The organism is Pseudomonas sp. B22129, assembly GCF_044218875.1.
GTDB lineage: Bacteria > Pseudomonadota > Gammaproteobacteria > Pseudomonadales > Pseudomonadaceae > Aquipseudomonas.
The window spans coordinates 3,068,871-3,085,682 of the sequence record NZ_CP162592.1; the positions used below are offsets into that span (position 1 = coordinate 3,068,871).

A 16,812-nucleotide genomic window follows, 5' to 3' on the forward strand; every position below is an offset into this window, starting at 1 on the left:
ATTATGCATCTTTTTCACAAGAACGCCCGCGCGCATACTTTTTTCACACCCACGAGGAAGGCTTCTCATGACTGATTCAGCGGCAAAACCTGTCTGGTTTATCACCGGTTGCTCCACCGGTTTCGGGCGCCAGTTGGCGTTGCACACCCTGAGCCTCGGCTACCCGACAGTGGTGACCGCACGCAACCCGCAACAGGTGCAGGACATCGTGGCCGGGCATGAACACAATGCCTTGGTACTGGCGCTGGATGTGACCGACCAAGCCCAGATTGACGCGGCGGTACAGGCCGCTCAAGCGCACTTCGGGCGCATTGACGTGCTGGTCAACAACGCCGGTATCGGCTACTTCGGCGCGTTTGAAGAAAGTGACCTGGACGAAGTGCGCCGCATGTTCGACATCAACTTCTGGGGCCTTGGCGCCATGACCCGTGCCGTGTTACCCGGCATGCGTGCGCGGCGCTCAGGCACCGTGGTGAACATTTCTTCGGTGGGCGGTATTGCTGCGTTCCCGTCCTTGAGTTTCTACAACGCCACCAAGTTCGCGGTGGAAGGGTTGTCTGAAGCCCTGGCAGGGGAAGTCGCGCCGCTGGGGATCAAGGTACTGCTGGTCGAACCCGGCCCTTTCCGTACCGACTGGGCCGGGCGTTCGGCCAATGAGGCCCCGCACGCCATCGATGACTACCGCGAGACGGCGGCGGCACGTGCCGGCCGGGTGCGCAGCTACAGCGGCAAGCAACCGGGTGACCCGGTGCGCGCGGCCCTCGCCATCGTCCAGGCGGTGGAAGCCGAACAACCACCCCTGCGTCTGCTGCTGGGCAAGGCTGCGTTGGGGTTTGCACGCACCAAAGTTGATGCGTTGAATGCGGATTTTGATGCATGGGCCGAGGTGACTGAGGGGGCTGACTTTCCCGAGTAAGTCTTGAGGGTGAAGGCACAGGGGTGGTCGTAACGGTTGCTTGCAGGCGAGCCGGGCCGCTATTGTGCTGAATCCTTTTAGTCTTTCCCCAGGGTTTTGTTGAGATGAATGCACCGCGTACTGCTGCCGGTCCGATCAAGGCCGTGATTTTCGATATGGACGGGTTGTTGCTGGATACGGAAGGCATCTACACCGAAGTCACGCAGATCATCGCCGAACGCTACGGCCGGACCTACGATTGGGGCATCAAGCAGCACATCATCGGGCGTGGTGCCCAGGACTTGGCCGATTACGTGGTCAAGGCGCTGGATCTGCCGATCACCCCGGCCGAGTTTCTTCAGATTCGTGAGCCACTGATGAGCGAGCGTTTCCCCAAGGCCCTGGGCATGCCCGGCGCCGAGGCGCTGGTGCGGCACTTGAAGGCGCACAACATTCCGATTGCCGTGGGCACCAGCTCGTCGCGTAATTCGTTTGGCCACAAGACGACATTGCACCGCGAGTGGTTCAGCCTGTTCGGTACCATCGTGACGGCGGATGACCCGGAAGTCGGCGCCGCCAAACCTGCGCCGGACATCTTCCTCACGGCGGCTCGCCGTTTGGGTGTCGCGCCCGAGGATTGCCTGGTGTTTGAAGATTCGCCGTTTGGTGTGACTGCTGCCAAAGCCGCCAACATGACGGCCATCGCCGTGCCGGATGAGGCCATGGCTGACAGCAAGTACGACCACGCTGACCAGATCATCCGCAAACTTGCGGACTTTGATCTTGCGGCCTACGGTTTGCCACCGTTTCCCTGACTCAAATGCGCTAAAAAATGTGGGAGCTGGCTTGCCTGCGATAGCGGTGGGTCAGCCCGGCATCGGGCACTGATACACCGCTATCGCAGGCAAGCCAGCTCCCACAGGAGCCAGTTGCCGCACTGGCTCAGGCGCTGAAACCACCATCGATCGTCAAACTGGCACCGGTGATATACCCCGCTTCCGGCCCCGCAAGGTACGCCACAAAGCTGGCAATCTCTTCCACATGCCCGTACCGCCCAACCGCCATCAACCCAATCAAACTCTCCGCAAAATCACTGCTCGCCGGGTTCATGTCGGTGTCCACTGGCCCAGGCTGCACGTTATTGATCGTGATGCCGCGTGGCCCCAGGTCCCTTGCCAAGCCCTTGGTCAGGCCGACCAGCGCCGCCTTGCTCATCGCATAAGGGCCACCGCCGCCAAACGGCATGCGCTCGGCGTTGGTGCTGCCGATGTTGATCACCCGTCCGCCGTCGCCCATATGCTTGGCCGCCTCTTGGGTGGCGATAAACACGCTGCGCACGTTGATCGCCAGAGTCTGGTCAAAGTCTTCCAGTTTGAAGTCTTCCAGCGGTGCGATGGCCAGCACACCGGCATTGTTCACCAGGATATCCAGGCGGCCAAAGGCTTCGACGGTGGCGTTGACGGCGTTGCGGATGGCGTCGGCGTCGGCGCTGTCGGCGTGAATCGCCAGGGCTTTGCCGCCTGCGCTGATCACGCTGTCTTGCAGTGCTTCAGCCTTGGCGGCCGAACTCACGTAGGTAAAGGCAACGGCTGCACCTTGTGCCGCGAGGCGCTTGACGATGGCGGCGCCGATGCCGCGGGAACCGCCTTGAATCAAGGCGACTTTGCCGCTGAGGTCTTGTGTGGTCATGTCGATCTCCAGAGAGTTCAAGGCGGGAGTGCCTTGTTGTTGGAACCGAGTATCGACCTCGTCAGCCCCTCCCGGTAGACCGTGATTGCTATAGTCTGTGTAAACCAAAAGTTTAGAGTGGGTCGATATGGAAAGCTTTGGCAGTATCGAATGCTTCGTACGCAGTGCCGAAGGTGGCAGCTTTGCCGAAGCGGCGCGGCACCTGAGCCTGACGCCGGCAGCCGTAGGCAAAAGTGTTGCCAAGCTGGAGGCGCGCCTGGGTGTTCGGCTGTTCCAGCGTAGTACACGGCGCCTGACCCTGACGGAAGCCGGCAAGTTGTTCCTCGACGAAGTCAGCGCCAGCCTCACCACCATCCAGAATGCGGTGGCCAACCTGGCCAGTTCCGAGGGGAGGCCGGCTGGCACATTGAAGGTGAGTATGGGGACGGTCGTCGGGTGTATGTACGTGGTACCGCTGCTGGGCGAGTTTTTAAAACGGTACCCCGATATCAGCCCCGACTGGCATTTCGACAATCGTCAGGTAGACCTGATCGGCCAGGGTTTCGACGCCGCACTCGGTGGCGGTTTCGAACTGCCTCAAGGGGTGGTGGCGCGCAAGCTGGCGCCGGCTCACAGGGTATTGGTGGCATCCCCCGAATACTTGGCGGCAAGGGCAGCGGTTTTACAACCAGCGGACCTTGAACGGTGTGATGGCATCCTGATTCGGTCTCCGCAAACGGGGCGCGTGCGCTCCTGGCAATTGACCGGTCGTCGCGGCGAGCAAGCCCCGTTGAACCTCAAGGCGCGGATGACCATGAGTGATTCGCAGGCGGCGTGTGTCGCAGCAGACCAGGCGTTGGGCATCGCGTTGGTGAGCATGCCGTTTGCTGTGCCCTGGCTTGCCAGTGGGCAGTTGGTGCGGGTGTTGCCGGATTGGTTCGTCGATGACGGCAACATTTCCATCTATTACGCCGAACACAAACTGCTGCCCGGCAAGACCCGGGCGTTTGTGGATTTCATCATCGAGCAGTTTGCCGGGCAGCAGTTGAGCCAGCGGTTCAGTGCGGTTTGAGCATGGCTTTCGACCGAGGCGCGGCCATCGCAGGCAAGCCAGCTCCCACAGGGGAATGCATTTCAAGCTGCAAACCCGGTCAACTGTGGGAGCCGGGCTTGCCCGCGATGCAGGCGGCTCGGTCTACCGGCCAAACTTGCCGGGCCAGCCAATGACTTTCTTCGGCCTTGGCGTCGCATAGGTGCGGATTTTCGACGTCGACAAGCCCAGGCGAACCAGCGATTCGGCGATGGTCACCGCCGCCGTCACGCCATCCACCACCGGCACGCCAGTGCGGTAGCGAATCTGCTCATCCAGCCCGGCCATGCCGCCGCAGCCCAGGCAGATCACTTCAGCCTTGTCCTCGCTGATGGCCAACTCGGCCTGGCGCACGATGGCTTCCATGGCCGCCAGCGGGTCTTCTTCCAGTTCCAGCACCGCCATGCCACTGGCGCGCACTGAGGCACAACGCTGGTAAAGGCCCGCGAGTTTCAAACGATCTTCGATCAACGGCACGGTGCGGTCGAGTGTGGTGACCACTGAATAGGCATGCCCCAAAAACATCGCCGTGCTGGCGGCGGCTTCGGTGATGTCCACCACCGGCACATTCAACAATTCCTGCAGGCCTTCACGGCCATGCTCGCCATAACCGGCCTGGATCACCGCATCAAACGGCTGATCGTAGGCCATCACCCGGTCCATCACGGCGATGGCGGCCAGGTAACTTTCAAAATTGCCTTCCACCGATTCGGCGCCAAAGTAGGGCGTGAGCCCGACGATCTCGGTGCCCGGCGCGGCGACGGCCCGTGCTTGCTGGGCGATGGTTTCAGTGATGGATTCGGTGGTGTTGACGTTGACCACGAGGATACGCATGGAATGTCCTTGATTAGTGACTGACGTTATCGACTGCAATACTTTCGCCGCTGACATCGGCGTAGAACGGCTGGCGCTTGGCGATCAGCAAGTACAGCAACCCTGCAATACCGGCGCCAAACATCCAGGAAAACGGTGCGACGCCGGCAAAGCCGGGCAGCAGTGCCAAGAGAATGGCGATCAGTGCCGCAGGAATAAACGCCGCGACTGCGCGCAAGTTGACCCCACGGCTGTAGTAATAAACGCCATGCGGGTCTTCGCTATACAGTTGCAGCACGTCCACCCGGCTTTTACGGATCAGCCAGTAATCGACCATGATCACGCCGTACAACGGGCCGAGCAGCGCGCCGAGGCCGGAGAGGAAATACACAATCACCAGCGGGCTGTTGTAGAGGTTCCATGGCAGGATCAGCACCGCCAGGGTGGCACTGATCAACCCGGCGCGGCGGAAGTTGAGGTACTTGGGCGCCAGGTTGCTCAGCACAAAGGCCGGGGCCACAAAGTTGGCCATGATATTCACCGCCACGGTGACGATCAGGAAGGCCAGGCACCCCAGCACGAGAAAGAAGGTATTGGGGATGGCCGCGATGATTTCGGTCGGGCTTTCGATCACCCGACCATTGAGCTGGAACTGCCCGCCGCACAGCAGCACAGTGATCGCGGCAAACACCAGGATATTGACCGGCAGGCCCCAGAAGTTGCCGACCTGGATGGTCTTGCGGCACGGCGAGGAACGGGCGAAGTCGCAGAAATTCAGGATCAGCGTGCCGTAGATGGTCAGCCACAGCGCGCCGCCGGCAAAGATATTGCGCCACATCTCGCCACCGCTCAGCGGCTCGCGGATCGACCACGCGATGTTGCCGCCGACTTGAAAGTACATCCAGCCGGCCAGCGAGGCCACCGTGACCAGAATCACCGGCCCGGCGAAGGCCTCATAGCGACGGACCATCTCCATGCCGTATGCCAGGATCGCCAGTTGCACAAACCAGATCGCCACGAAACACGCCCAGCCCAAGGTCGATAGGCCGAGAATCGAGTTGTGGTCATAGTCGGCGAAGCCTGGATGAATCGCCGACAGCAGCACGCGGAAAACTACCGAGGCCAGGTAGGTCTGGATACCAAACCAGGCAATCGCAATGACCGCGCGAATCAGCGCCGGAATCTGCGCGCCATGAATACCAAAACTGATACGGCTGATCACCGGGAACGGCACGCCAGTCTTCTGGCCCATGTAGCCCGACAGGTTCATGAAGAAGTACACCAGCGCCGCGCCGATCCCCAGAGATAACAGGATCTGCCAGCCGCCAAGGCCCAGCGCATACAAGCCGATGGCGAACGAATAGTTGGCGATGTTGTGCACGTCGTTGGTCCACAACGCAAAGATGCTGTAGCGCCCCCAGCGCCGGCCTTCGACTTTGGTGGGCGCCAGGTCCTTGTTGTGCAGGCGCGGGCTGAGTACCAACGGGCCGGGGCTTGTAGCCTCGGGTGTCAGTGAGGAGGAGGGCAGATCCAGTGCGATGTTGTTCGAGAGGCTTGTACGCATTCCGGCAGGCTCCGGCGCATCTGCCGCAAAGCGGAGGATGGCAAAGTGTATGTATGTTTTGTATTAATTGTATACAAAGCGCATTTCACCTTAAGCCACATGCGTGCCAGTTTTTGGTCTATGAAAATCCTGCTTAATTTCTTTTTATTAGATCGGATAATTAACGTGCTGAATTTTAAGAAATATAAATTGACCGTTTGAACAGGTATTTATTTCTATCGGGAAGGAGGGTGATTCAAGAACGGGGTGTATAGGCGGGAAGAGGTGTTACGTAATGGTGCGGGCAACGGTAAATTGCACACATAAATGGCACCGATGGTTACATGTGTGTGTACATTTTTATTGCCCGGCACACGACCAAATGTGGGAGCGGGCTTGCTCGCGAAAGCGGTGTGTCAGTTGATGAATTCATCACTGGTACACCGCTTTCGCGAGCAAGCCCGCTCCCACAAAAGCTCGCAACACATGTTTACCGCATCGACTCACGCCTTGCTGATGATATTCCCCGCATGCAGCCCGCATTCCTTCTGCGTGGCTTCTTCCCACCACCAGCGGCCTTCGCGCTCGTGCTGGTTTGGCAGCACCGGGCGGGTGCAGGGCTCGCAGCCGATGCTGATAAAGCCACGCTCATGCAGGCTGTTGTACGGCAGCTCCAGCATGCGGATGTAGCCCCAGACTTCCTCGCTGGTCATCTGCGCCAGCGGGTTGAATTTGTACAGGGTGCGTTCCGGGGTGGAGAACGCTGTGTCGATTTCCAGCGCGGCCACTTGGCTGCGTGTCCCCGGGCTTTGATCACGGCGTTGGCCGGTGGCCCAGGCGCTGACGCCGGAAAGCTTGCGGCGCAGCGGCTCGATCTTGCGCACGCCGCAGCATTCACCGTGGCCGTCCTTGTAGAAGCTGAACAGGCCCTTTTCCTTGACGAAAGGTTCCAGCTTGGTCTGGTCCGGCGAGATCAGTTCGATGTCGATCTTGTAGAAGTCGCGTACCTGCTCGATAAACCGGTAGGTCTCCGGGTGCAGGCGGCCGGTGTCGAGGCTGAACACCTTGACGTTCTTGTTGAGCTTCCAGGCCATGTCTACCAGCACCACGTCCTCGGCACCGCTGAAGGAAATCCACAGGTCATCACCGAACTGGCTGAACGCCAGCTTGAGAATGTCCTGGGCGGATTTGTTGGCATAAGTCGCGGCGAGTTCTGCGACATCGAAGGCTTGGTTCATCAGGACGGTTCCTACAGGTCAGTGGCGCTGAGCGCTCTATAGGGGAGCGATGGTATCAAAATCCGCCCTGCGTTGCGGTGGCGAGCTTGAATCGCTAGAGTTCGGCAGTCCTTTTGCTCGCTCAACCGACAACATCAAAAATGGGAGTGTCTTGTGGAAATTGCCTGTCTCGACCTGGAAGGGGTGCTGGTTCCGGAAATCTGGATCGCCTTCGCCGAAAAAACCGGTATTGAGTCCCTGAGGGCCACTACCCGGGACATTCCTGATTACGATGTGCTGATGAAGCAACGCCTGCGCATCCTTGACGAACACGGGCTCAAGCTCTCCGATATCCAGGAAGTGATTGCCACGCTCAAGCCGCTGGAGGGTGCCATCGAGTTCGTCAACTGGCTGCGCGAGCGCTTCCAGGTGGTGATTCTGTCAGACACGTTCTATGAGTTTTCCCAGCCTTTGATGCGCCAGCTGGGGTTCCCGACCTTGCTGTGTCATCGCCTTATCACCGACGAAAACGACCGGGTGGTGAGCTACCAACTGCGTCAGAAAGACCCGAAGCGTCAGTCGGTGCTGGCTTTCAAGACCCTTTACTACCGTGTGATCGCCGCCGGCGATTCCTATAACGACACCACCATGTTGGGCGAAGCCGACCGCGGGATTCTGTTCCACGCGCCGGAGAATGTAATTCGCGAATTCCCGCAGTTTCCGGCGGTGCATACGTTTGAGGATTTGAAGAAAGAGTTCATCAAAGCCTCTAATCGGCCGTTGAGTCTGTAAGTTTTAGTGGAGCTGATGGCCTCTTCGCAGGCAAGCCAGCTCCCACATTTGATCGGGTTCACACCGTTAAAAATGTGGGAGCTGGCTTGCCTGCGATGAGGCCGGCCTGGTGACTGCACATCCAGCGTCAACCCTCCACCAGCAAGCGCTCATAGGGAATGCTCAAGCCCTCATGCAGGCGCTTGATCATCGACAGGCTCAGCTTGCGCTTGTGGTTCAAGACTTCTGACACCCGCCCGCTGGTGCCGATAAAGGGCTCCAGGTCGCGGGCCGTCATGCCCAGTTGTTCCATGCGAAACCGGATGGCCTCAACCGGGTCAGATGGCGGCATGGGATAATGTTGCGCCTCGTACTTCTCGATGAGAATGGCGAGAATTTCCAGCTCGTCTCCCTCAGGCGAGCCGACCTCTGCTCCCCATAGTTGCTCCACCCGCGCCAGCGCGGCGGTCAGGTCTTCCCGGGAATGTATAGGTTTGATGTTCATTACAGGTTCTCCGCATGGATCTGGTCGTACTGAGCGTGGGTTCCCACGAAACGTATGAACCCAAGCTGTCGCTGAAAATCAATCGCCATGATGACTCGGTACTTGTTGCCACCTACGTTGAAGACGACCTTGCCGCCTTTGAGAATGCTCGCCGTCCTGAGCTCGGCCTTGAGTGCCTGCGGCGTCGGGTAATTGGCTTTCTCCATATGGCGGTACAACTCAATCAGCGGTGTTTTCGCATCGTTGTAGGCCGGATGGCTTTCCCAAAATATTCGCAAGGTCGAGAGGGCGATTATCCGCATCGCTTGATCCTCCCGATTTGGGAGATATTAGGTGGGGTTGGGGGGAGATGCAATCTCGGAAATATTATCTGACGAGTTGGTAATCGCTTCATGTGATCCTTCACAGGCGGCAGGTGGACGGTCGAGGCCGGACGCTATCCCTTGGCGTCAAACGGCGTCCATAAACGATCTGATTCAGATTTTTTCCAGCAGAGAAGTTCTGCCCGTGCAGGCAGAGCGGACCGGGCTGCTACAGGCATTCCAAAGTGTGTAACAACACCTGCACCTTGGTCAGCGACTCCTGATACTCCGCCTCCCATTCCGAGTCCGCGACGATCCCGCCGCCGCCCCAGCAGCACACCTGCCCGTCCTTGACCAGCAAGCTGCGGATCGCGATGGAACTGTCCATCTCGCCGCGCACGTCCAGATACACCAGCGAACCGCAGTACAGCCCGCGCCGTGTTGGTTCCAACTCATCGATGATCTGCATGGCGCGGATCTTCGGGGCGCCGGTGATGGAGCCGCCGGGGAAGCTGCCGGCGATCAGGTCCAGAGCGTCTTTGTCGGCGGCCAGCTCACCGGTCACGCTGCTCACCAGATGGTGCACGTTCGGGTAGCTTTCCAGGCTGAACAGCTCCGGCACTTTCACCGAGCCGGTGCGGCAGGTGCGGCCGAGGTCGTTGCGCAGCAGGTCGACGATCATCAGGTTTTCGGCACGGTCCTTGGGGCTGGCCAGCAGTTCGGCGGCGTTGGCCGCGTCTTCCTCGGGCGTCAAGCCTCGCGGGCGTGTGCCTTTGATGGGGCGGGTTTCGACGCGGCGCTCGCTGATGTGCACAAAGCGCTCCGGCGACAGGCTCAGCACCGCGCCGTCGTCCGGCAGGCTCTGGAACCCGGAAAACGGAGTAGGGCAGGCCTCACGCAGGGCGCAATAGGCCGCCCACGGGTCGCCCATGCAGGGCGCGCGAAAGCGCTGGGCGAAATTGACCTGATAGCAGTCGCCCGCCTGGATGTAATCCTGAATGCGTACGATGGCCTGCCGGTAAGCCTCGGCGGTCAGGTCCGGGACCATGGGGCCGTGCAGTTTGAAGGTCGCGGCGGTGTCGACAGCGTCATGGCTGAACAGCTCGATCAGGCGCTGGCGTTCGCTGCCCGCGAACGAGGGGTGAAACACCAACTGGCTGGTCTGCGCCTGATGATCGCTGATCAGCGCCCAGGCATAGAGCCCAAAGCGCGCATCCGGCAGGTGTAAATCATCTACCGCAAGGTGCGGCAGCTGTTCGAGGTGCCGGCCAAAGTCGTAACTCAGGTAACCGATCAAGCCACCGGCGAACGGCAATTCATAACCCGAGGGCAAAGCAGCTTCGCCCAGCTGTGTGAGGTTTTGCCGTAGCCGTTGCAGGAAATCACTGCCGCTTTCGTCCGGCGCTACCGTCAACGTCACATCCGGCCACGCGCTCAGCAGGTCATAGCGCCCGCGTTCGGCCGCCGGGCGGCCGCTGTCGAGCAGCACCGCGCCGGGGGCATGGCGAATCGCCGTGAAATACTCGGCGGGGTTGGCCCGGTAGGGCAGCGGGTGTACGGAACAGGTCGACATGCGAAGCGAATCAGCGGTTGGCTTGGGGGAGGCGATTGTAGTCCCCTGTCGGTTCTGGTCCTAGAGGGGATGTCGGGGATAAGCAGATTGATGGCCGTTCTTGAAGGGGAGTTGCTTGTCAGATCGTCATCGCAGGCACGCCAGCTCCCACATGGGAATGCGGTCAACCTGTGGGAGCTGGCTTGCCTGCGATGAGGCCCTCAGCCCTCTACCGCAGGCACATGGCCGAACATTTCCTGCACAAACCTCACCCGTTCTTCCGGCGTTTCGGTGATACCGGCAGCCTTCAATTCTTCCAGTCGTGCTTCCACGGCGTGAGTGCGCAGGGTCAGCCCGCAATCGTTGGCGATCTGGATATTCAGCCCGGGCCGTGCATTCAATTCGAGGATCAGCGGGCCTTTTTCTTGGTCCAAAACCATGTCTACACCGATATAACCCAGCCCGCACAACTCGTAGCAACCGGCCGCGAGCCTCATGAAACCGTCCCAGTTGGGCAACTGCACGCCATCCACCGCATTGGTGGTGTCGGGGTGTTTGGTGATGATGTTGTTCAGCCAGGTGCCACGCAGTGTCAGGCCGGTGGCCAGGTCCACGCCCACGCCGATCGCGCCCTGGTGCAGGTTGGCTTTGCCACCGGACTGCCGGGTCGGCAAACGCAACATGGCCATTACCGGGTAACCCATCAACACAATGATGCGGATATCCGGCACGCCTTCGTAGCTGATGCTTTTGAAGATCTGGTCGGGCACCACGCGGTATTCGATCAGTGCGCGGTCGCGGTGGCCGCCCAGGGAGTACAGCCCGGTGAGGATGCTGGAGATCTGATGCTCGATTTCTTCATGGCTGATGAGCTTGCCGGACACCGTGCGGTAGCGCCCTTCAAAGCGGTCAGCCACAACGAGAATGCCGTCACCGCCGGCACCCTGCGCGGGTTTGATCACGAAGTCGCTGCGCCCGCCGATGATCTCGTCGAGCTTGTCGATGCCTTTCTCGGTGGAAATCACCCCATACATTTCGGGCACGTGCAGGCCGGCGGCCACGGCGCGTTCCTTGGTGATGATCTTGTCATCCACCAGCGGGTACAGGCTGCGTTTGTTGTACTTGAGCACGTAGTCGGCGTTACGCCGGTTGATGCCCATGATCCCCCGTGCTTCCAGGGCCTTCCAGGTTTTCCAGAAGCCGAACATTACTGGTCAGCCTTCAAAAAGGCCTTGAAACGCACCAGTTCGGTCAGGCGGTAGCCGCGATAACGCCCCATGGCCAGCATGAAACCCACCAGAATCAGCAGGATCGCCGGGAAGGTAAACACGAAGTACACCAACTCCGGCACGCTCATGATGATGTGTGCCAGGGCGGCAGCGAAGAGCGTGCCCACCGCGACTTTCAGCGCATGGTTGGCGCCGCGTTCTTCCCAGGTGATCGACAGGCGTTCGATGGTCATGGTCAGAATCACCATCGGGAACAGCGCCACCGACAGCCCGCGCTCCAGCCCCAGCTTGTGGCTGAACAGGCTGATGGCCGCGATCAACACCACCACAAAGGTCAGCACCACCGACAGCCTCGGCAACATCTGCAACTTCAGGTGTTCCAGGTACGACCGCAGGGACAGCCCCAGCGCCGTAATAATGGTAAACAGCACAATCCCGAAGCCCAGTTGCGTCTCGCGAAACGCCAGGGCAATCAGCACCGGGGTAAAGGTGCCGAGGGTTTGCAGGCCGATCAGGTTGCGCAGGATCAGAATCACCAGCACGCCAATCGGGATCATCACCATGATCATGAAGGTCTGCTGGGTTTGCAGCGGCAGGCCATACAGCGAGTATTCGAGGAAGTTGGCGTCGGTGTTCTCGTCGGTCAGCTTGGCCAGGCGAATCGCGTTCATCTCGCTGTTGTTCAGGCTGAAGGTCACCATGGCTTTCTTGCCGCCATCGACCGTGATCAGGTTTTCATCGCCGGTCCACCAGAGCAGGCGGTCGGCCGGCAAGCCTTGTTCGCCGGTTTCCGGGTTGAAGTACAGCCAGTCGTTGCCATTGAAGCTGCGCAGCCACAGTTCCGGGGTTTGCGGCTGGTCGGCAACGAGGCGGATGGTGTGGACTTTTTCCACCGGCACGTGGGCGATGGACAACAACAGCTCGACGATCTTGGCCTTGTGCGGTATCGACGGGTCGCCCGCCAGCAACAGCTTCACGTTGTCGTCGTTGAGGTTATTGGTGCGCTTGATCGCTTCAGTGATAAAGGTTTCCACATCCGCCGAGTGCTGGCGGATCGGTGCCAGCAGGGCTTCGGCGGCGATTTTCTCCGGGCCTTCCACGGCAATGCTGTCGCGGAAGGTCGGGCCTTTGACCTTGACCTTCTCGCCGCTGTAACGCTTGGTCAGCACCAGGCGGTAATACAGGGTCTGGTTGCCCTTGGCGCGGCGGGCCGACCAGGTGACCTTGCGGTTGCCGTCGGTGCGGTTGACGCTCACGCCGTAGTTGTTCGAGATAAAGCTTTCATTGAGGCTGACGAAGTCGCGGCTCAGGGGCGGCACGAACATCGAGATTTTCACCGGGTCCTTGGGGTTGGCGACGAACTCGACCTTGGCGTCGATGTTCCACAAGTCGTCGGTGGCGTCCTCAGTGACGGGGATTCCCAGCACGAAAATCTGATAGGCGGTGACCGAAATACCCAGCACCACCAAAATGGTGATGAGGATTCTCAGGTGCAGGGTCAAAGAGCGCATTCGGTTTACTCGGCGGTATGAGCGTCGGTGGCGCAGGCAGGTTTGCCTGCTGCGTATTTAAGACTGGGGTCGACCAGCGCATCAAAGCGTTTCAACGCTTCGGAGCCGATCAGCAGCGGAAATTGGAAAGCGCTGCGGTCAGTCAAGTTCACTTCGATGCTGCGTAAAGCGGTGCCCATGCAGATATCCAGCGCGATGACCGGGCGGGCGGTGTAGTTCTTGTCCTCATCGGGGTCGTAGTCGCCGGCGCGGCGCTTGATTTTGCTCACGCGTGCCAGAGGGCGTTCGATGGGGTGGGAATGGGCGGTGTCGATGGCCAGATAAAAACGCACCCAGGATTCGCCGTTGCGCTTGAAACGCTTGATATCACGGGCGCTGAGGGAGGCCGTCTTGGCGCCGGTGTCGAGCTTGGCGGCGACTTCCAGGTCGATGCCGGCCAGCTTGGCGTATTCGTTCAGGCCATACACGGTCTTCTCGGCGGCAACGCCAAGGCCCGGTAAAGCCAGCAGGCAGAACACTAGAAGGAAGGGCTTGAGAGTCATAAATCCTGAGGCAGTGCAGTGCAATGTTCAATTCATGGCGACTGGCATTGCTGCGCAATCTCTTGTGCGCCGTTTCATCCAATGATGTCAGGCAAAAGCGGCGGGCATTCTAACATGATGCTTTTTTGGCGCCAGCGCTGGCAGGCGGCCATGCCTCTATTAAGTGCACGGGGGGTTATTAGACGATTGTCGACAATGTGTATTTATTCTTTGACTATGAGGGGGCGATTCGCTAGTTTTTGCGGCATTGCTTTTAAAGGTGTCGACAATATGCTGGAGCAACTGGAAACCCCAGTGGTGGCGCAAGACGATTCCCAGACCATGTCCGAGAATGTCTTCCGGCGTATCCAGGCCGCCATCGTCAAGGGTGAGATCGCCCCCGGCAGCAAGATCTCCGAGCCGGAACTGGCGCGCACTTACGGCATCAGCCGTGGCCCGTTGCGCGAAGCGATTCACCGCCTCGAAGGCCAGCGCCTGCTGGTGCGCGTGCCCCACGTCGGCGCGCGGGTGGTTTCCCTGAGCCACGCCGAGCTGGTCGAACTCTATGAAATTCGCGAATCCCTCGAAGGCATGGCCTGCCGCCTGGCCGCCGAGCGCATGACCGACGCCGAAATCGAAGAGCTGCGCCAGGTGCTGCACACCCACGAACGCGACGAAGCCTTCCAGGCCGGCCTCGGCTACTACCAGCAGGAAGGCGACTTCGACTTTCATTACCGCATCATTCAAGGCGCCGGTAACCGCACCCTGACCCAAATGCTCTGCGGCGAGCTGTACCAGTTGGTGCGCATGTACCGCATCCAGTTTTCCGCCACGCCCAATCGCCCACACCAAGCCTTTGCCGAGCATCACCGCATCCTGGATGCGATTGCCGACCGCGACGGCGAACTGGCCGAACTGTTGATGCGCCGCCACATCGGCGCGTCCAAACGCAACATTGCCCGCCATTTCCCCGGCGGCGCCCCTGAAAGAGGTGAGTCATGAGTTCGAACAATAAAAGCACACCCGGCCAGCGTTTCCGTGACGCGGTCGCCAGCGAGCACCCGCTGCAAGTGGTCGGCGCGATCAACGCCAACCACGCGCTGCTCGCCAAGCGTGCCGGGTTCAAGGCGATCTACCTGTCGGGTGGCGGCGTTGCAGCCGGCTCCCTCGGTGTGCCGGACCTGGGGATTACCGGCCTGGATGACGTGCTGACCGACGTGCGCCGCATCACCGACGTGTGCGATCTGCCGCTGCTGGTGGACGTGGACACCGGCTTCGGTTCCTCGGCCTTCAACGTGGCGCGCACCGTCAAGTCGATGATCAAGTTCGGCGCGGCCGCCATTCATATCGAAGACCAGGTGGGCGCCAAGCGCTGCGGTCATCGCCCGAATAAAGAAATCGTGTCCCAGCAGGAAATGGTCGACCGCATCAAGGCCGCCGTGGACGCGCGTACCGATGACAGCTTCGTGATCATGGCGCGCACCGATGCGCTGGCGGTCGAAGGCCTGGAGTCTGCGCTGGAACGCGCCGCCGCGTGCATCGAGGCCGGTGCCGACATGGTGTTCCCGGAAGCCATCACCGAGCTGGACATGTACAAACTGTTCGCTTCCCGCGTGAAGGCGCCGATCCTGGCCAACATCACCGAGTTCGGCGCTACGCCGCTCTACACCACTGAACAACTGAAATCTGCCGATGTTTCCATCGTGCTGTACCCGCTTTCGGCCTTCCGTGCCATGAACAAGGCCGCCGAAAACGTCTACACCGCGATCCGTCGCGACGGCACCCAACAAAACGTGATCGACACCATGCAAACCCGCATGGAGCTTTACGATCGTATCGACTACCACACCTTCGAGCAGAAGCTTGACGCGTTGTTTGCCGCGAAAAAATAAAGCCTGCGTATAACTACAAAATTGGAGAAGCACCATGGCTGAAGCAAAAGTACTGAGTGGCGCCGGCCTGCGTGGCCAGGTGGCCGGGCAGACCGCACTGTCCACCGTGGGCCAGGCTGGCGCCGGGCTGACCTACCGCGGCTACGACGTGCGCGAACTGGCCGCCGACGCGCAATTTGAAGAAGTCGCCTACCTGCTGCTGTACGGCGAGTTGCCGAGCAAAACCGAGCTGGCCGCCTACAGCGCCAAGCTGAGCAAACTGCGCGACCTGCCGCAAGCGCTGAAGGAAGTGCTGGAGCGCATCCCCGCCGACGCCCACCCGATGGACGTGATGCGCACCGGTTGCTCGTTCCTCGGCAATATCGAGCCCGAGAAGGATTTCAGCGCGCAGCATGACGTCACCGACCGCCTGCTCGCCGCCTTCCCGGCGATCATGTGCTACTGGTACCGCTTCAGCCACGACGGCAAAAAGATTGACTGCGTGACCGACGAGCCAAGCATCGGCGGCCACTTCCTGCACCTGTTGCACGGCAAGAAGCCGAGCGAGCTGCACGTCAAGGTCATGAATGTTTCGTTGATCCTTTACGCGGAGCACGAATTCAACGCTTCGACCTTTACCGCAAGGGTGTGTGCGTCGACCCTGTCCGATCTGTATTCCTGCGTTACCGCCGCCATCGGTTCCCTGCGCGGCCCGCTGCACGGTGGTGCCAACGAAGCGGCAATGGAGATGATTGAGCGTTTCGGTTCGGCTGAAGAAGCGGTGGAAGGCACCCTTGGCATGCTGGCGCGCAAGGACAAGATCATGGGCTTTGGCCACGCGATCTACAAAGACAGCGACCCGCGCAATGAAGTGATCAAGGGTTGGGCGAAAAAGCTGGCTGACGAAGTGGGCGACACGGTGTTGTTCCCGGTGTCCGAAGCCATCGACAAGACCATGTGGGAACAGAAAAAGCTGTTCCCCAATGCCGACTTCTACCATGCCTCGGCGTACCACTTCATGGGCATTCCCACCAAGCTGTTCACTCCGATCTTCGTGTGCTCGCGCCTGACCGGCTGGGCTGCGCATGTGTTCGAGCAGCGCGCGAATAACCGCATCATCCGTCCAAGCGCCGAGTACACCGGCGTTGAGCAGCGCAAGTTCGTGCCAATCGAACGTCGCTGAATGGAAACACCGACGACCATGACGTGGTAACCGGATCTAATGTGGGAGCGGGCTTGCTCGCGAAAGCGGTGTAACAGTCGCTGCATGGGTTGAATGACACACCGCTTTCGCGAGCAAGCCCGCTCCCACATTTTGATCTCA

At 60.1% G+C, this 16,812-nt stretch carries 17 protein-coding genes; 7 read left to right on the forward strand and 10 right to left on the reverse strand.

Annotated elements, in window-relative coordinates; genetic code table 11:
* Positions 1–67: 67 nt before the first annotated feature.
* Together AB4P94_RS14160 and AB4P94_RS14165 are read left to right on the forward strand one after the other, a co-directional pair.
* On the forward strand, positions 68–916 hold the full coding sequence (locus tag AB4P94_RS14160) for an oxidoreductase (RefSeq protein WP_395611037.1): 849 nt from the start codon (positions 68–70) through the stop codon (positions 914–916).
* A gap of 104 nt (positions 917–1,020) precedes the next feature.
* A complete protein-coding gene (locus AB4P94_RS14165) occupies positions 1,021–1,710 on the forward strand; it encodes an HAD-IA family hydrolase (RefSeq protein ID WP_395611038.1) in 690 nt (229 codons plus the stop codon).
* Positions 1,711–1,837: 127 nt separating this feature from the next.
* Here AB4P94_RS14165 and AB4P94_RS14170 read toward each other — a convergent pair whose 3' ends face one another.
* A complete protein-coding gene (locus tag AB4P94_RS14170; protein ID WP_395611039.1) occupies positions 1,838–2,584 on the reverse strand; it encodes a 3-oxoacyl-ACP reductase family protein in 747 nt (248 codons plus the stop codon).
* Between the two features lie 127 nt (positions 2,585–2,711).
* On the opposite strand from AB4P94_RS14170, the gene AB4P94_RS14175 reads away from it, so the two are divergent.
* The gene (locus AB4P94_RS14175; protein ID WP_395611040.1) at positions 2,712–3,635 is read left to right on the forward strand and encodes a LysR substrate-binding domain-containing protein; all 924 of its coding nucleotides are present in this window, start codon (positions 2,712–2,714) and stop codon (positions 3,633–3,635) included.
* A 123-nt stretch (positions 3,636–3,758) separates the two neighbouring features.
* Here the strand turns inward: AB4P94_RS14175 and AB4P94_RS14180 are convergent, their stop codons facing one another.
* The 3 genes from AB4P94_RS14180 to AB4P94_RS14190 all read right to left on the reverse strand — a co-directional run bounded on the left by AB4P94_RS14180 (position 3,759) and on the right by AB4P94_RS14190 (position 7,247).
* The gene (locus AB4P94_RS14180; RefSeq protein ID WP_395611041.1) at positions 3,759–4,487 is read right to left on the reverse strand and encodes an aspartate/glutamate racemase family protein; all 729 of its coding nucleotides are present in this window, start codon (positions 4,485–4,487) and stop codon (positions 3,759–3,761) included.
* A gap of 13 nt (positions 4,488–4,500) precedes the next feature.
* Positions 4,501–6,030 (reverse strand): NCS1 family nucleobase:cation symporter-1, encoded by a 1,530-nt coding sequence (locus AB4P94_RS14185; RefSeq protein WP_395611042.1) that lies wholly within the window; start codon positions 6,028–6,030, stop codon positions 4,501–4,503.
* A gap of 482 nt (positions 6,031–6,512) precedes the next feature.
* Positions 6,513–7,247: a phosphoadenylyl-sulfate reductase gene (locus AB4P94_RS14190; protein ID WP_395611043.1), complete on the reverse strand. Its 735-nt coding sequence runs from the start codon at positions 7,245–7,247 to the stop codon at positions 6,513–6,515.
* A gap of 153 nt (positions 7,248–7,400) precedes the next feature.
* On the opposite strand from AB4P94_RS14190, the gene thrH reads away from it, so the two are divergent.
* Complete coding sequence (thrH, locus tag AB4P94_RS14195) at positions 7,401–8,018, forward strand: bifunctional phosphoserine phosphatase/homoserine phosphotransferase ThrH (RefSeq protein ID WP_395611044.1); 618 nt, start codon at positions 7,401–7,403, stop codon at positions 8,016–8,018.
* Between the two features lie 127 nt (positions 8,019–8,145).
* On the opposite strand, the gene AB4P94_RS14200 is transcribed toward thrH, so the two are convergent.
* The 6 genes from AB4P94_RS14200 to AB4P94_RS14225 all read right to left on the reverse strand — a co-directional run bounded on the left by AB4P94_RS14200 (position 8,146) and on the right by AB4P94_RS14225 (position 13,638).
* Complete coding sequence (locus tag AB4P94_RS14200; protein ID WP_395611045.1) at positions 8,146–8,502, reverse strand: type II toxin-antitoxin system HigA family antitoxin; 357 nt, start codon at positions 8,500–8,502, stop codon at positions 8,146–8,148.
* Positions 8,502–8,804: a type II toxin-antitoxin system HigB family toxin gene (locus AB4P94_RS14205; protein WP_395611046.1), complete on the reverse strand. Its 303-nt coding sequence runs from the start codon at positions 8,802–8,804 to the stop codon at positions 8,502–8,504. The genes AB4P94_RS14200 and AB4P94_RS14205 overlap by 1 nt, the downstream gene beginning before the upstream one ends.
* A 229-nt stretch (positions 8,805–9,033) precedes the next feature.
* A complete protein-coding gene (gene pabB / locus AB4P94_RS14210; RefSeq protein WP_395611047.1) occupies positions 9,034–10,377 on the reverse strand; it encodes an aminodeoxychorismate synthase component I in 1,344 nt (447 codons plus the stop codon).
* 200 nt (positions 10,378–10,577) lie between these two features.
* The gene (locus AB4P94_RS14215; protein ID WP_395611048.1) at positions 10,578–11,564 is read right to left on the reverse strand and encodes an alpha-L-glutamate ligase-like protein; all 987 of its coding nucleotides are present in this window, start codon (positions 11,562–11,564) and stop codon (positions 10,578–10,580) included.
* The gene (locus AB4P94_RS14220) at positions 11,564–13,096 is read right to left on the reverse strand and encodes an inactive transglutaminase family protein (protein WP_395611049.1); all 1,533 of its coding nucleotides are present in this window, start codon (positions 13,094–13,096) and stop codon (positions 11,564–11,566) included. The genes AB4P94_RS14215 and AB4P94_RS14220 overlap by 1 nt, the downstream gene beginning before the upstream one ends.
* A gap of 5 nt (positions 13,097–13,101) precedes the next feature.
* The gene (locus AB4P94_RS14225; protein ID WP_395611050.1) at positions 13,102–13,638 is read right to left on the reverse strand and encodes an ATP-dependent zinc protease; all 537 of its coding nucleotides are present in this window, start codon (positions 13,636–13,638) and stop codon (positions 13,102–13,104) included.
* Between the two features lie 270 nt (positions 13,639–13,908).
* Here AB4P94_RS14225 and AB4P94_RS14230 point away from each other — a divergent pair, with 270 nt between their 5' ends.
* From AB4P94_RS14230 to prpC, 3 genes are read left to right on the forward strand one after another with little or no spacing between them, the layout of a single operon-like run.
* Positions 13,909–14,619 carry a GntR family transcriptional regulator gene (locus AB4P94_RS14230; RefSeq protein WP_395611051.1) on the forward strand — a complete coding sequence of 237 codons (711 nt, stop codon included), beginning with the start codon at positions 13,909–13,911 and terminating at the stop codon, positions 14,617–14,619.
* Positions 14,616–15,509 carry a methylisocitrate lyase gene (prpB, locus tag AB4P94_RS14235; RefSeq protein WP_017256118.1) on the forward strand — a complete coding sequence of 298 codons (894 nt, stop codon included), beginning with the start codon at positions 14,616–14,618 and terminating at the stop codon, positions 15,507–15,509. Before AB4P94_RS14230 ends, prpB begins: the two co-directional genes overlap by 4 nt.
* A 34-nt stretch (positions 15,510–15,543) precedes the next feature.
* On the forward strand, positions 15,544–16,671 hold the full coding sequence (gene prpC, locus AB4P94_RS14240) for a 2-methylcitrate synthase (protein ID WP_395611052.1): 1,128 nt from the start codon (positions 15,544–15,546) through the stop codon (positions 16,669–16,671).
* Positions 16,672–16,812: the final 141 nt, after the last annotated feature.